At 42.8% G+C, this 15358-nt stretch carries 17 protein-coding genes; 1 reads left to right on the top strand and 16 read right to left on the bottom strand.

The features are described from left to right. From RP262_RS10080 to typA, 13 genes are all read right to left on the bottom strand, one after another. Positions 1-876 (bottom strand): class I tRNA ligase family protein (locus tag RP262_RS10080; RefSeq protein ID WP_311155054.1); only part of this gene is annotated, 876 nt, incomplete at its 3' end. A gap of 275 nt (positions 877-1151) precedes the next feature. Next, positions 1152-1946, bottom strand: a complete 795-nt coding sequence (locus tag RP262_RS10075; RefSeq protein WP_002907042.1) for a DivIVA domain-containing protein — start codon at positions 1944-1946, stop codon at positions 1152-1154. A 9-nt stretch (positions 1947-1955) separates the two neighbouring features. Then, the gene (locus tag RP262_RS10070; RefSeq protein WP_002910319.1) at positions 1956-2741 is read right to left on the bottom strand and encodes an RNA-binding protein; all 786 of its coding nucleotides are present in this window, start codon (positions 2739-2741) and stop codon (positions 1956-1958) included. After that, positions 2738-3013, bottom strand: a complete 276-nt coding sequence (locus tag RP262_RS10065; RefSeq protein WP_002896162.1) for a YggT family protein — start codon at positions 3011-3013, stop codon at positions 2738-2740. The genes RP262_RS10070 and RP262_RS10065 overlap by 4 nt, the downstream gene beginning before the upstream one ends. A gap of 5 nt (positions 3014-3018) precedes the next feature. Beyond that, a complete protein-coding gene (locus tag RP262_RS10060) occupies positions 3019-3606 on the bottom strand; it encodes a cell division protein SepF (RefSeq protein ID WP_002896164.1) in 588 nt (195 codons plus the stop codon). A gap of 9 nt (positions 3607-3615) precedes the next feature. Beyond that, positions 3616-4287, bottom strand: a complete 672-nt coding sequence (locus RP262_RS10055; protein ID WP_311155053.1) for a YggS family pyridoxal phosphate-dependent enzyme — start codon at positions 4285-4287, stop codon at positions 3616-3618. Between the two features lie 8 nt (positions 4288-4295). Beyond that, positions 4296-5573, bottom strand: coding sequence for a cell division protein FtsZ (ftsZ, locus tag RP262_RS10050; protein WP_032908876.1), 1278 nt, complete (start codon positions 5571-5573; stop codon positions 4296-4298). 16 nt (positions 5574-5589) lie between these two features. Beyond that, on the bottom strand, positions 5590-6948 hold the full coding sequence (ftsA, locus tag RP262_RS10045; protein ID WP_002904044.1) for a cell division protein FtsA: 1359 nt from the start codon (positions 6946-6948) through the stop codon (positions 5590-5592). A 121-nt stretch (positions 6949-7069) separates the two neighbouring features. Then, the gene (locus tag RP262_RS10040; RefSeq protein WP_111676167.1) at positions 7070-8281 is read right to left on the bottom strand and encodes a cell division protein FtsQ/DivIB; all 1212 of its coding nucleotides are present in this window, start codon (positions 8279-8281) and stop codon (positions 7070-7072) included. Further along, the gene (locus RP262_RS10035; RefSeq protein WP_311155052.1) at positions 8278-9348 is read right to left on the bottom strand and encodes a UDP-N-acetylglucosamine--N-acetylmuramyl-(pentapeptide) pyrophosphoryl-undecaprenol N-acetylglucosamine transferase; all 1071 of its coding nucleotides are present in this window, start codon (positions 9346-9348) and stop codon (positions 8278-8280) included. The genes RP262_RS10040 and RP262_RS10035 overlap by 4 nt, the downstream gene beginning before the upstream one ends. 1 nt (position 9349) lies before the next feature. After that, positions 9350-10702 carry a UDP-N-acetylmuramoyl-L-alanine--D-glutamate ligase gene (gene murD, locus RP262_RS10030; RefSeq protein WP_311155051.1) on the bottom strand — a complete coding sequence of 451 codons (1353 nt, stop codon included), beginning with the start codon at positions 10700-10702 and terminating at the stop codon, positions 9350-9352. A 230-nt stretch (positions 10703-10932) separates the two neighbouring features. Next, complete coding sequence (locus RP262_RS10025) at positions 10933-11202, bottom strand: DUF3165 family protein (RefSeq protein ID WP_002898040.1); 270 nt, start codon at positions 11200-11202, stop codon at positions 10933-10935. A 23-nt stretch (positions 11203-11225) separates the two neighbouring features. After that, on the bottom strand, positions 11226-13073 hold the full coding sequence (gene typA, locus RP262_RS10020) for a translational GTPase TypA (protein ID WP_032906425.1): 1848 nt from the start codon (positions 13071-13073) through the stop codon (positions 11226-11228). 180 nt (positions 13074-13253) lie between these two features. On the opposite strand from typA, the gene RP262_RS10015 reads away from it, so the two are divergent. Next, positions 13254-13979 carry a pseudouridine synthase gene (locus RP262_RS10015; RefSeq protein ID WP_311155050.1) on the top strand — a complete coding sequence of 242 codons (726 nt, stop codon included), beginning with the start codon at positions 13254-13256 and terminating at the stop codon, positions 13977-13979. A gap of 64 nt (positions 13980-14043) precedes the next feature. Here the strand turns inward: RP262_RS10015 and RP262_RS10010 are convergent, their stop codons facing one another. The 3 genes from RP262_RS10010 to RP262_RS10000 all read right to left on the bottom strand — a co-directional run bounded on the left by RP262_RS10010 (position 14044) and on the right by RP262_RS10000 (position 15252). Further along, positions 14044-14424: a rhodanese-like domain-containing protein gene (locus tag RP262_RS10010; protein WP_002896183.1), complete on the bottom strand. Its 381-nt coding sequence runs from the start codon at positions 14422-14424 to the stop codon at positions 14044-14046. A 1-nt stretch (position 14425) separates the two neighbouring features. Further along, the gene (locus RP262_RS10005; protein WP_002898045.1) at positions 14426-14644 is read right to left on the bottom strand and encodes a YqgQ family protein; all 219 of its coding nucleotides are present in this window, start codon (positions 14642-14644) and stop codon (positions 14426-14428) included. A gap of 92 nt (positions 14645-14736) precedes the next feature. Continuing rightward, complete coding sequence (locus RP262_RS10000; RefSeq protein WP_311155049.1) at positions 14737-15252, bottom strand: Dps family protein; 516 nt, start codon at positions 15250-15252, stop codon at positions 14737-14739. Between the last annotated feature and the right edge of the window lie 106 nt (positions 15253-15358).

The following is a 15358-nucleotide window of genomic DNA, read 5'->3' as shown; positions in this document are numbered from 1 at the left end:
TTCTTGACCACGGTAAGTTGCCAAAACTTGAACATCAGCCCAGCCAAATTTCTCAGACAAGCTAGTCAATAATTCTGCAGCAACTACAAACTTGCGATCTTCACCAGCAGGTTGAACCAAAACGTAATCAATATCTGCACCAACAGTCAAACCACGAGAAGCTGTGATAGTAAATGGAGTGGTTGTCCAAACAACGATATAAGTATCTGTGTCTAGAACACCTTTGCCATCTTTTACCTTATTGGCATAATAAAGTGAAGTTGAAACCAAGTCATGGTATTCAATCTCGGCTTCGGCAAGAGCAGACTCAGATGACCATGACCAGTAAACTGGTTTTGCACCACGGTAGATATAGCCTTTATTAGCCATCTCACCAAAGACACGGATTTGGGCTGCTTCATAGTCTGGAGTTAAAGTCACATATAAATTTTCCCAGTCACCTGACATCCCCAAGCGCTTGAAATCATCACGTTGTTTATAAACTTGAGAAAGAGCGTATTCACGGCAAAGTTTTAAGTACTCAACCAAGTCCATTTCTTTGCGCTTAACACCTTGCTTTGCCAAAACTTGCTCGATTGGCAGACCATGAGTATCCCAACCCGGAATATAAGGTGCGTTAAAACCTGACATGGACTTAGAACGAATGATGATATCTTTTGAGATATGATTCATGGCATGTCCAACGTGGATATTTCCATTTGCGTATGGAGGGCCATCATGCAAGACAAAATGCGGTTTCCCTTCATTTAGTTCTTGACGACGTTGATAAAGTTTTGCATCTTCCCATTCCTTTTGCCAAACTGGCTCTTTGGTCGGAAGGCCTGCACGCATTGGGAAAGCTGTTTTCCCAAGATTAAGGGTATCTTTGAGTTTCATGGTATCTCCTTTATAAATAATAACAAATTAAAAACCACGACTGCCAAAAAGGACGAAAATCGTGGTACCACCTTTGTTTAGGCAAGAGAATAGCATAATGCTCCCCTTGCCCCTCTTTGTCCGTAACGTGGACTGCCGTCTCATCTTACTGATTTCAGATGAAAGTTCTGTAAAATGATAGCCCAAGCAAGATGGACTGCAGATCTCTCACCATCATCTGCTCGCTGAAAGTATTTTGCTTGGTCTGTGTTTTTACAATCTTATCTTCTTTAAAATTATAAAATATTTACTGGAACTTTTTGTTCCCCATTTGTATCATCATCGTGATGGTCAGCTTCTGAGTTTTCCTCAGCTGCATGAGCTTCTATATCTTCATCACTGAGCGGAGAAAAAGCTTGTGTCGCAGCTAATTCACGGTTTGCAGCTTCAATGCGCTCTTGCAGCTCAGCCATTTCCTCTGGAGAAAATTGACGTGTCACATCCACTTCTTCCTCGCGGACAACTGCCTCTTCTCCTAGAACCTCAGATACAACTTCCTTGAAGGCTTCATCGCTGGTTTGCAGATAAGTAGCTGTCGGACGAAGGATTTCTTCCCATTCAGACGAATCCACAATGCTGAGTTGGCTCTCAATGGTTGACTTCAAACGTTGATGGAAGACACGCGTTTTGTTTTTCAGTTCTTCTGTTTCAATGGCTACTTTCTTAGCATTGTCAGCTGCCTGACGCAAAATTTCATCAGCCTTGTACTTAGCTCCATCCAACAAATGCTGCGCATCCTGCTCTGCCTGACGGACAATATTTGTAGAGCGCTCGTTGGCAGCAACTTTAACACGCTCAGCCGTATCCTGAGCAATCAAGACAGACTGACTGAGAGAGTCTTTCATCTCATCAAAATATGTCAGACGTTCTTCCAGATTACGTATTTTTGCTTCTTTTTCGTGGTTTTCGCGAACCAAGTCCTCATAATCACGGACAACGATGTCCAGGAATTCATCTACCTCTTCAACATCATAGCCTCTAAACTTGGTTCCAAAGGATTTATCTTTAATTTCTAATGCTGTAAGTGTCATAGTTCCTCCTCATTTACTAGCTAATAATTCAACAGTTAACTTATGTTTTCCATTCTTGGAAAGGCCATTTTCTCTTAAAACCTTAAATCTTCCAAATCGTCTAACGCTAATCAAGTCTTCTAGCCCAACCTGCAGGCTGGGATTGTCATTAACAGCATAGTTTACTTTCACATGCTTGCCAGAAATCAGCTGAGCAGCCTGACTCCTTGACAACTTAAAGGTGCTGGCTACCAACTTGTCCAAGCGAAGGCTAGATGCTAAAATTTCTCTGGTGACAGCCTGCTTTTGCTCTTTCAGCTGCTCTGCAAAGGAAACTTCCTTTAGTTTGACAGGCATCTTTGCAATTTTAGAGACATGATCTATAAAATACTGGGCCAGTCTCTTATCTACAAAGAGCTGAGCGCGGTCTCCAACCACAAGAATATCACCAAATGTTCGTCTTTCAATCCCTAATTGATTGAGAAGAGTCCCCATAATCTGCGAATGACTGATTTTATAAAATTTGCTTGCATAGGAAATTTCCAGCAAGCTCAATTCAAAATCATCCATATTCAGTTGGTAATAAGAAGGCGCCACAAGAACTCTTGCTAGTTCACTTGGAAAAAAATCCGTACTAGCAAAGACTTGCACATCATATTGCTTGCCAATATTCTTCAGGATTGAGACCTGATGGGGATTCAGAAAAGACGTTGTTTCAAACGCATAGGTATCTTGAACCCGCTGAAGCAGCTTCAGACTCCTATCAATAAACTCTCGATCCTCATGCGAAAAATGTTGATATAAATCTTTCATCATAATAACATTAGTAAGACGCTTATTAAATAAAAGACCACACGATTTAAAAGGTTTAAAGCCAGAATTGCAACCCAAACGGTAAAGTCCAGCCCTGCAAACTGCAAGGGAAGACGGCGGAAAAGTTTTAAATACGGTTCTACAATTCGTGTTAGAAACTCTCCGAATTTGGTTTGATAAGCTCCTGGAAACCAAGACAGAAGTGCATAGACAATCAAGGCAATGCTATAAAGATCGAAAAGATTAGAGATGGCACGAATTACAAAATATAACATATCTCTTATCTACTGCGCTTCATATCAAAGTCGAATTCGCTGATTTCAACATCGTTAGGCAGGCGGATATCTTCCACATTTACCACTACATTAATCGGAGTCAGCAAATACATAGTGCTTGCAACTTTTTTCAAATTTCCAGCCAAGACATAACGCGCACCGTCTAGGTAGTCTAAACAGCGACGAGCCTGTACCTCAGTCATATACTGGAAGTCAATCAGGATGCTTTCATTGGCCAAAAGCAGGTCAACAATTTCAGTCGCTTCCTCATATCTTCTCGGATAACGAACATCAATCGTAATCTTCTCATCCGCATTTGCACGGTGCTGAGCCAATTCCTGCTGACGTGCATGCAGTCTGGTAATATTCTCTGTAGAAGATTTCTGTTGTGGCTGTGGTTTAGGCTGTGGCTTAGCCGCAGCAACCGGACGAGGAGCTGGCTTGCTCTCTCTAACTGGCTTAGGCTGAACCAATTCAGGCTTCTGCTTAACAGGCGCTGCAGGTCTGCTGACAGTCTGCTCCTGAACCTCAGTCTCATCTCCATCTTCTGTAAAATAATCTATAAATTTATCAAATCTATCTTTTAATGACATATTTCTTTCCTATTTAAAAAATGCTGTACCAATTCTGACATAGGTCGAGCCATAGGCAATTGCTTCTGGATAATCACGGCTCATTCCCATGCTTAATTCAGAAAAGGGCATATTATTTAACTGTTTCTTTTTTAATTCTTTTTGTAGTTGATGAGCCTTTTCAAAAATTTGGTTCAGCTCCTCATGACTAGCTTCAAACGGAGCCATTGTCATCAATCCCACAATTTGAACATTTTCTAATTTTTCAAGTTCAGGCAGGACAACTTCAAGATCTTCAACTAAAAAGCCATGCTTGCTCTCTTCTTTAGAAATATTCACCTGCAGGAAACATTTAATCACATGTTCAGCCCGTTTGTCAATCTCCTTGGCTAATTTTACAGAATCTAAAGCGTGAAAGTAATCAACATAGTTAATCACATCCTTGACTTTTCTCCTCTGCAAACTGCCGATCAGGTGCCATGTCAGATTCTCATCTTTCAGAGCATGGTATTTATCTAGAAATTTATCTACCCGATTTTCTCCGATATGCTGAATACCTGTACGAACAAGCTCCTGAGTTGTTTCGCAGCCAACATATTTGGTAACTGCAATGATATTTACTGAATCTTTCAAACGCTGGGCTTGCTCCGCCGCTTGAGCGACGGATTGAAAGACCAACTCTTTATTATTCTGCAAATTCATGATTTAGATTAACGATTTCTGAAGAATGGAGGTGTTTCCAACTCATCATCATCTTCATTAGTTTCTGCATAGCGCTCCACGCGGGCTGAGGAACTTGGTTCAGCCTGACGAACAATCGCTTCGCGGCGAAGATCCCAATCACCAAAGGCTGAACCTTTAGGCGCATCCGTTCTTTGACGAGTTGGAGCAGGAATATCAACCGTTTCGGTCATATCAAAGTTTCGTTCAAACTGCCCTGAGCGAACTTCGCGATTTGGCTCAACTTGCTGCGGACGGCTTGGACTAGTAGGTTGTGGTGTCTGACGAATGCCGCTGACCTTTTCAACCTTGTCCTGACGAACACCAGTAGCTACAACCGTCACGCGGATTTCATCCTTCATGGACTCGTCAATCGCAGTGCCGAGCCAGATATTCACACCATGACCTGCTGCTTGGTTGACAATTTCTGAAGCTTCTTCAGCTTCAATCAAGGTCATATCTAGGCCACCAGTAACGTTGACAATTACGTCCTCTGCACCATCAATGGTTGTTTCCAAAAGAGGTGAGTAGATAGCTTTGCGAGCAGCTTCGATAACGCGTTCTTCACCGCTACCAACACCAATTCCCATCAGAGCATTACCCTTGTCTGCCATAACTGTTTTCACGTCGGCAAAGTCAAGGTTAATCAGTCCTGGGCTGGTAATTAAGTCGGTAATCCCTTGGACACCTTGGCGAAGAACATTATCTGCTTCACTAAGAGCTTCAAGAAGCGGAGTCTTCTTATCTACAATTTCAAGCAGGTTGTTATTTGAGATAATCAAGAGTGTGTCTACATGCTCGCGAAGTTCGTTGATTCCTTCTACTGCAAAGGTTCCACGCTTGCTTCCTTCAAAACCGAAAGGACGTGTAACTACAGCAACAGTCAGAGCACCAACATTTTTTGCGATACGAGCAATCACTGGAGCAGCACCTGTCCCAGATCCACCACCCATACCAGCAGTGATGAAGACCATATCTGCTCCTTGCAGAGCTTCGGTCAGGACTTCTTCACTTTCTTCAGCAGCCTTGCGGCCAACTTCAGGCTGACCTCCGGCACCAAGTCCGCGAGTCAGCTTAGGACCGAGCTGAATCACTGTTTCAGCCTTGGCACTGCTAAGAGCTTGAACATCTGTATTTGCTGCGATGAATTCAACACCAGCAACACCTTCATCAATCATTCGGTTGATGGCGTTACCGCCACCTCCACCGACACCAATAACTTTAATTACTGCGCCTTGTGCAGCAGCAGCGTCAAATGAAAATGTCATATTCTCTGTATTCTCCTTAATCAAACATTTTGCCAATTAGGTTGCGCATCCGATCTGTAATACCGGTTTTTGGTTCTTGGTTTGGCACATCAGCACTAGCAACTGGAACTTCTTGGACCGGCTCCTCAGGAATCTCATCAGCCGGCTGAGGTTCAAAGCGTGGTACTGACTGAGCAGGACGCTCAAAGGATACAGGTCGATGGCGTAGTTGCTCATCACCATGAACAGCAACCTGAGCCAGCATGTCCACATCTGTTAAGTTTCCAGCATACTCTGACAAACTGATAACATGTGCGAAAGCAGGATTGCGAATGCCGATTTGATTTGGCACATAAAGCTTGACATTCACGCCAAACACTTCCTGAGCCAGCTCAACCACTCCTGGAAGAATAGCTGCTCCGCCAATAATCACAATGCCACCTGGCAACTCAAGGAGATGCCTTCTATCCAAATCGCGTTTGATTTGCTCAAAAATGTGTTGGATACGAGCAGAAATAATTTCAGCCAGATACTTTTCAGTTACTTCAACCGGCTCAATCTCGCCAATCACTTCTACTTGGAAGGACTCTGTGCCAGCTTCAGGAACATAAGCAGAACCATAGTTAAACTTGAGACTTTCAGCCAACTTCTGTGAAGTCTTCAAAACCTTGGAGATATCCTTAGTTACGTAGTCGCCGCCTTCTTGGTATATATTCGTATATTGAAGTTCTTGACCTCTAACAGAAGCCACTGTAGTTTGGCCGCCACCCATATCAATAACAGTTGCCCCAAACTCACGTTCCCCTTCGTTCAAGATTGACTTAGTCATCGCCAATGGGGAGATAATAACGTTCTCAAGCTGAACTCCTGCACGCTCCACTGTCTTACGGAGGTTGTGGAGAATAGTCCGTGGTCCAGTGTAGAGAAGACCACGCATTTCTAAGCGAATACCCATCATACCACGTGGATCACGAATCCCTTGGAAACCATCCACTACAAACTCTTCTGGGATGAAAGTAATCACTTCGCGGTCAGGAGTCATACTCTTAGTCAGAGCAGATCTAACAACATTCTCTACATCTGTATCTGTGATTTCCTTAGAATCACTAGTCACAGGAATCATACCCTGAGTAGGCTCAATCTGTAAGAGATTAGCCGGAAGTCCGACATTGACTAAACCAATTGAAATGCCTGCCTTTTCTTCTGCTTGAGAAATAGCTGTCTTAATGGCAGCAGCAGCAGCCTCAATATCAACAATAATTCCATCTTTAACGCCAGCACTTTTTGCGTTGCTGACTCCAATAACATTCATTTCATCGTTGATGTGCTCTGCCACCAACACTTTAATTGAGCTAGTTCCTATATCTAATCCAGTAAAAAAGCCGTCTCTAGCCATTACACCAGTCCTCTCTATCTTCCATGTTTCCGGTCTATACTAATAACGCTAAAAATTAGAGTTATCCAAGCTTTATTATAACATAAAGAAAATGAAAATGTGCAGTTTTTCTACATATAATTTAGCGATTTTCGTTATTTACCGGGTTTTCTGTCGAATTTTGCGGCTCTGCAGGTTCTTCTTCCGGACTTTCTGTCACCTGCTCAGCCGCTTGTTCTGTTGGCCGTCCCGTCGGTTCCTCTTCTGTTTTTTGCTTTTCTTCGTCAGAAGAAGACGACTCGTTTTGAGCTCCTTCAACATAACTAAAAATCCCTGCTTCCATATCTACAACACTAGGTACACCCTCTTCCAGCTGCGATTGGATTCCCTTGTAATATGGCAGTTTTTTGGCAATATGCGAAATTGGTACCAAAATTTTATTGCCATCATGCATTGTCAGCGTAACCAAGTCCGGTGTCACCTTGCTTGGAGTCAGCTGAACTGTCTTAATATTTTTCTTAACCGAAGCCGGTACCTTTTCAATTTGAAGGGCAAATTCCTTAATCAATTTTTTATCTGAAAACTCTATCGAAATATGGGTTTCTGGCAAAGAATCTGCAGCAGTCGGGTCCGAAATAACCTGCCCATTTGTCAGAATAGGATAATACTGACCACCCTCATGCAGATAGGCCAGAACTCCGTACTCCTTGACCTTTACCTGAAAAGTAATCGGAAACTGATAAGCCATCTCCAGATTGTTAATCCAAGGACTAGATGCTTTCATATTGCGGATATGATTACCGCCATTGATAAAGGTTGTTAAAGTATAGTCCTTCTCATCAATCTTACTGCTTTTGAGCAGGTCTTCCTGACTGACCATTTGATTCCCTGAAAATTTGATTGTCTTCATGGTTGCTAGTGGCGTCAAAAAATAAACTGACAGGAGAAAAATCAAGCCACTGCCTAGCAAAACCGGCAGCGCTCGATAAATATGAATCCTCGAGATATGAACCTTGGCAGCTTCTTTTTCTGCCTTTTTCTGAAGTTTCTCCAGTTTTTTGCGCTCTTTCTCGCTCAATTCAGTCTCTAGCTCAGCTTCAGTTGAGTCTTCTTCCAAATATTCTGTTTCTTCCTCTTCATAAGATGAGTCATCTTCTTCCGTCTCTTCAGCTATTTCTCCGCCTTCGATTGAGTCTTCAGCTTCAGCTTCTTTTGCTTCCTCTTCTTCCAGCTCCTTTTGTTTGCTGGCCTCTTCCTGAGCCTTCTTTTCAAGATATTCTTTGTTTCGTTTCTGCCATTCAGAGAGGGGCTCACTTACCTCTTCCTTTGGCTCATCGTGGTTTTTCTTGCTCATTTCTTTCCTTTGTCAATATCCGCCTTCAATAAAGCATAAAATTCATCTACAGACTTGATTTCCTGAGAATTTTGCATAGCTTGATGATAAGAAGCTTGATTAGCCAAAAGGTCATCAAGGGCTGTCTGTAAATTGCTCATATCCAGCTCTTCCTCTGCCAATTGCTTGGCATATCCCTTTTTCACAAAATAATCGGCATTTTCAATCTGATCGCCGCGGCTGGCTTCGCGTCCCAGAGGAACGATAATATGCAGCTTAGCCATAGCCAGGAGCTCAAAGATTGTATTGGAACCGCCGCGAGTCACCACTACATCTGCCAAGTCCATCAAAGGCTGGTAGAGGTCGGTCACATAGGCTCTGCGAAAGAGACGGTCAGACAGAACATCCAAACTTGCATCGCCTGTCAGATTGATAACGTTGTAGCGCTCGGTCAGTGCAGTTTGATTCTGGCTGACAAAGTCATTAAAGACCTTAGCACCAGCAGAACCACCGACGAAAAGCAGGATTGGCAGTTCCTTATCAAAATACTGACGAATTTCTTCTAGTTCCTGCGGTGGGACTGACTCTTGACTGCCGACCTTGGTTACAGCTCCCACATGCTCAATCTTGGTCAGACTGGAAGATTGCTCAAAGGTTGCATACATCTTGGTCGCACACTTATAGGCAATTTTATTGGCCAAGCCAATGGATAGATCCGACTCATGAACATAGACGGGCACTCCGGACAGCCGAGCTGCAATCACGGGCGGAACGGATACGAAGCCTCCCTTAGAAAAGAGGGCCTGCGGCCGAACCTTGAGCATAATACCCAGCGACTGGAAAATGCCCCAAACAACCTTAAAGCCATCCAGCAGATTCTGCCATGAAAAATAGCGACGAAGCTTGCCCGTAGCCACCGAATGGAAGGTCACGTCCAGTCCAGACTTTTGGATTTCCTGGTACTCAATACCATGCTTATCACCAATATAGTGGACCTGCCAGCCTTCTTTGATAAATTTCGGAATCAGGAGAAGGTTGAGGGTTACATGCCCGACCGTTCCTCCACCAGTAAATACAATCTTTTTCATCTTAACCTTTTAATTCTTCAAATACAGCGAGAAATTCATCGCCACGGACTTCAAAATTACTATACATATCCCAGCTGGCATTGGCAGGACTGAGCAAGACAATGTCTCCTGGCTCCGCTTGAGCAAAGGCCTTATGAGCCGCATCCCGGACATCAGTCGCATCCAGATAAGAAACACCAGCCTGATCAGCCGCTCTCTTTACACGCGCAGCTGATTGTCCTAAGATAACCATTTTTTTGAGCCCTTTGAGGTCAGGCACCAACTCGTCAAATTCATTGCCACGGTCCAAGCCACCCGCAATTAGAATCACCTTGCTATTGTCAAAACCAGATAAGGCTTTCTGGGTTGCCAAGATATTGGTAGACTTACTGTCATTGTAAAAGGCAACCTCATTTACACGTCCCACATACTGGAGACGGTGCTTAACACCACCAAAAACAGACAAGACTTCTTTGATCGTCTGATTGTCAATGCCACGCAGTTTGGCCACAGCAATCGTAGCCAGAGCATTTTCGACATTATGACTGCCAGGAACGCCGATTTCAGCCGCCTGCATAATCGCTTCTCCACGGAAGGTCAAGACATCACCCTCTAAATAGGCACCATCCACCTTTTCAGTCGTTGAAAAAGGCACAACAGTAGCCTGAGTCTGGCTAGCCATTTCCTTGGCCCAATCTTGATTGAAATTCAAAACCAAATAATCATCAGCTGTCATGTTTTTCTGGATATTCCACTTGGCAGCTGCATATTCCTCAAGAGAGCCGTGATAATCTAAATGAGTCGGCATGAGGTTGGTAATAACAGCGATTTGCGGATGAAAATCTTCAATCCCTATCAACTGGAAAGAAGACAATTCCATGACCAGCGTATCTTTGCTGCTGGCTGTTTGGGCTACCTGACTAGCAGGAAAGCCGATATTACCAGACAAGAGACCATTTTGACCACCAGCTGTCAAGACTTGCGCAATCATGGTTGTGGTCGTCGTTTTGCCATTTGAACCCGTAATACCAATAATCGGCGCTTCTGAAATGAGATAAGCCAACTCTACTTCAGTGATAACAGGAATCTTCTTTTCAAGAGCTCGAACGACCATAGCATTGTCATAAGGAATACCTGGATTTTTCACCATTAGTTCAAAATCTTCGTCCAGCAACTCCAAGGGATGACCTCCTGTCACCACTTTAATACCTTCTTCTAGCAAAGATTGGGCAGCAGGATTTTCCTCGAAAGGTTTACCGTCATTAACCGTCACGATGGCTCCTAATTTATCTAAAAGGAGAGCTGCTGACTCACCCGACTTGGCCAATCCCAGGACCAAGACCTTCTTATTGGCAAAATTTGCTATTTTTTTCATAAGCAACCTCTTCCATTCATACTTCACTCTATTTTACCTTTTTTTGTGAAAATAAAAAAGACATAGGAGTCTTTTATTTTCGACTGTAAGCAAGTTTTGAAAAAAATGATATGTTTTCATCTATTTGAAATATTTTGTAACATAAACCTATTGTTTTTGTAAAAATATAAATTAACAAAAAAGCAAGATCTCAAAACATCTATCCGACCTTCTAAGTTCTTGCTCATTTATTATTCTTCATCAAAATTCTTTTTTGATTTTTTAGGCGGCTTGAGACGATTAATATCCCGCAAAGCCAAGACGGTCACTACGGATAGGCCGAAACCTACAAAATATTCAGCCGGCAACTGGAAAATTTTAAAAATGCCTAAGCCAAATAAGATAATCAAGGCCACAATCAGTAAAACCATAGTCACAGCATTAACAGTCCCTTTAATACTGGATGGAACAGCAAAAATGTAGAAAAAGAGGATTAAAATCCCAATGATAAGATAAACCATCTTGCTGCTCCTTTCCCTTTTGCTTATTCAGCTGCAGCTGATTTTTTCTTTTTATTGGCTTTTTCGCGTTCTTGTTTGTTCAAAATTTGCTTACGTAGACGAATAGATTCTGGTGTTACTTCCATGTACTCATCGTCGTTCAAGAATTCCAAAGATTCCTCCAAGGTCAAGATACGAGGTGTCTTGATAACTGCTGTCTGGTCCTTGGTTGCAGAACGAACGTTAGTCATCTGTTTAGCTTTGGTGATATTAACAGTCAAGTCATTTTCACGAGAGTTTTCACCGATGATCATTCCTTCGTAAACCTCAGTACCTGGGTTGACAAAGATAGTTCCGCGCTCTTCGATAGACATGATAGAGTAGGTCGTTGCCTTACCAGCATCGATAGATACCAAGGCACCACGGTGACGTCCACCGATTTCACCTGGAATAAGTGGTAGGTATTGATCAAATGTATGGTTCATGATACCGTAACCACGAGTCATGGATAAGAACTCAGTTGAGTAACCAATCAAACCACGGGCTGGAACTAGGAAAACCAAACGAGTTTGACCATTACCAGTAGCTACCATATCCAGCATTTCACCCTTGCGTTCAGAAAGACTTTGGATGACCGAGCCTTGATATTCTTCAGGTGTATCGATTTGGACGCGCTCAAATGGCTCACATTTGACACCATCGATTTCTTTCACGATAACTTCTGGACGAGATACTTGCAGCTCATAACCTTCACGACGCATTGTTTCAATCAGGATTGACAAGTGCAGTTCACCACGACCTGAAACGATCCACTTGTCTGGTGAATCAGTTGGTTCAACACGTAGAGATACATCTGTTTGCAGTTCAGCCTGCAGGCGTTCTTCAACCTTACGAGAAGTTACCCATTTCCCTTCGCGGCCAGCAAAAGGTGAGTTGTTAACCAAGAAGGTCATCTGCAGAGTCGGCTCATCAATATGCAGAATTGGCAAAGCTTCAACAGCATCTGTCGGTGTAATCGTCTCACCAACAAAGATATCTTCCATACCTGAAACGGCAATCAGGTCACCCGCTTTTGCTTCGTTGATTTCACGACGCTCCAAGCCAAAGAAGCCAAATAGTTTTGTAACACGGAAGTTCTTGGTAGTGCCGTCTAATTTAGACAGGGTTACTTGGTCACCAACCTTAACAGTACCACGGAAGACACGGCCGATACCGATACGGCCAACGAAGTCATTGTAGTCCAAGAGTGACACTTGGAATTGGAAAGGTTCGTCAGAATTATCGACTGGTGCTGGGATATGGTCAATGATGGTATCAAAAATCGGTGCCATGGTGTGCTCTTGATCAGCTGGATCGTCAGACATAGATGAGGTTCCATTGATAGCGGAAGCATAAACCACTGGGAAGTCCAGCTGGTCATCATCCGCTCCAAGCTCAATAAAGAGTTCTAAAACTTCATCCACTACTTCTGCTGGACGAGCAGACGGCTTGTCGATTTTATTCACCACTACGATAGGAACAAGGTCTTGCTCCAAGGCTTTTTTCAATACAAAGCGGGTCTGAGGCATAGTTCCTTCGTAGGCGTCCACAACCAGAACAACCCCGTCCACCATCTTCATAATCCGCTCTACTTCACCACCGAAGTCCGCGTGCCCTGGTGTATCCATGATATTGATACGAGTACCTTCGTAAGCCACGGCTGTATTTTTAGCCAAGATGGTAATACCGCGCTCCTTTTCAATATCGTTTGAGTCCATTGCCCGCTCTTGCAGCTCTTTACGCTCATCTAGTGTATGAGATTGCTTCAGCAACTCATCAACCAAGGTTGTTTTCCCGTGGTCAACGTGAGCGATAATGGCGATATTGCGAATATCTTCTCTTAATTTTGTCATGATTTCCTCTGAATTTTTAAATTTTATTTCTAACTGAACAATTATACCACAGACGCAGGCAAAAAACACGGCTTTGATAAGTGTAAATGTTTTCATTAAAAAATATGGGAGCTCCATGAGGATTTGCATTTCCCATCCTGAAAATTTATGATATGATTTAGAAAAAAACAAGGAAAACAGATGCGCCTCGACCAACTGCTGGCTACCAATCATATCAGCCGAAAAAAGATGAAACAAAGCCTTTTACAAAAACAGATTTTAGTGGATGGTAAGCCCGCCTGCAAACTCAGCCAAAACGTTGATACCGGCCTGCAGCAGATTACTTTTCAAGGAAAACAGGTCAGCGGTCCTGCCCACCGTTACTACATGCTGAATAAACCCGCAGGTGCAGTCACTGCCAATCGCGACGCTGAAAAATTGACTGTTCTGGATTTGCTGGACAAGGAGGTAGAGAAAGAAAATCTTTACTCTATCGGACGGCTGGATAGAGATACCGAGGGGCTTCTTCTGATTACCGACAATGGTCCTTTGGGATTTCAGCTGCTGCACCCTCAATATCATGTCGAAAAAACTTACTATGTAGAAGTCAATGGGCCTTTAACTCCTAAGGACAAATCTTCCTTTCAGGAAGGCATTCGCTTTTTAGACGGCACCGTCTGTCAGCCAGCCCAGCTTTCTATCCTCTCTACCAGCTCCAGTCTGAGCCGTGCTACCGTCAAGATTTCTGAGGGGAAATTCCACCAGATTAAAAAGATGTTTCTGGCAGTTGGTGTCAAGGTCGTTTATCTCAAGCGGATTCAGTTTGGAAACTTCAAACTGGATCCTGAATTAACGACAGGAGAATATCGTCCGCTCAATCAAGAAGAATTAGAGATTATTAAAGAATATTTAGAGAAAAGTTGGTAAAACAAAAAAGCTTTAAAAAATAAAGCTTTTTTCTTAATTCCTATATCCGTTCATGAATGTTTTATCAGCTAGCTTTCACCTTGCCATTCCAAGAATCCAACCCATAAGAAAGAATATAGATTTCTTTAAATCCTTGTTTTTTCAGATACAGAGCCGCATTGGTCACGCGCTGACCGCGACTATTTTCATAGAGGAGAACAGCCTTGTCCTTGCGAAGTGCACCGACACTATCCTTGAGCTGCTGAGATGGAATATTGCGAGCACCTAAGATATGCTTACGGTGAAAATCAGATGGATCCCGCAGATCAACCAACTGACCTTGGCGAATCAAGTCTTCAAATTCCCCGTTATCCACGATTTTTGCTGCCTGACGAAGGCGCAGATAATTAAAGCCCATCCAGCCAAGTATTCCCAAAAGTACCGCCCACAAAATCCAAATTGTCATCTCAAGTCTCCTTTTTCTTTTCTAAATATTCTAACTCTAAGCGATGTTCTCGGCGCAAGACAGCCTCCGCCTCAAAATAAGCTAGCTTATCCATTAGACCGGCGTCGTAAATTCTCTTCAGCTCGATTTTCATCATTTCAATATCGTAAAGGCGTTTGCCCATATAGATAATGATTCCGAAACTTTTAAGAAACTGCTGAACATCATACAGGGTTTTCATGAGCTATATTTTATCAGATTTTCCAGCGCTTTTCAAGATGAAAAAAGCAGAAAGGAAAGCCTGTTTCCTTTCTGCTTGGCATGGATAACTTTTTATAAACCTGGTGCTTGACCAATTTCAGCTGTCAGCATCCAGATAGTCTTTTCAAGGTCTGCCTTGGCACCGACAAAGATATCATTGGTTACATCGTCCCCTTCTTCGTCTGTTACATCCAAAGCTTCTTGGTAAAGACCTGTCAGATAACGGAAAATCTCAATCACACGCGCCAGACTTTCTTCTACATCCTTGCTGAATTCACCAGCTTTTTCTTCAATCTTGCTATGTTGGATAAATTCTGTCAACGTAGAATAAGGCTTGCCTCCCAGTGTAATCAAGCGCTCGCTAACTTCATCCAAGGTTGCATCCAAAGTTTCCATATATTCATCCATTTTTGGATGCCAAACCATGAAACCTGCGCCACGCATATACCAGTGAACTTGGTGAAGAGCAATATGAGCTGTATAAAGGTCTGCCACTACTTGATTAAGAATAGCCTTAGTCTTTGGCAAAGCCTTTTGATTGCTGAAAGTTGCTACGTCAATTGCTGCACCATTTTTTACTTGTGTCATTGTATTTACCTCGTTTTTATTTATAATGATTCTAATCTTTTTAGATTATGGTTTAATTATAATGCTTCTAAATAAGAAAGTCAAGACAAAAGATTCAAAAAAAGAC

Origin of the sequence: uncultured Streptococcus sp. (assembly GCF_963456385.1) — a bacterium.
GTDB lineage: Bacteria > Bacillota > Bacilli > Lactobacillales > Streptococcaceae > Streptococcus.
This window is presented reverse-complemented; position numbering and strand designations above follow the sequence as displayed.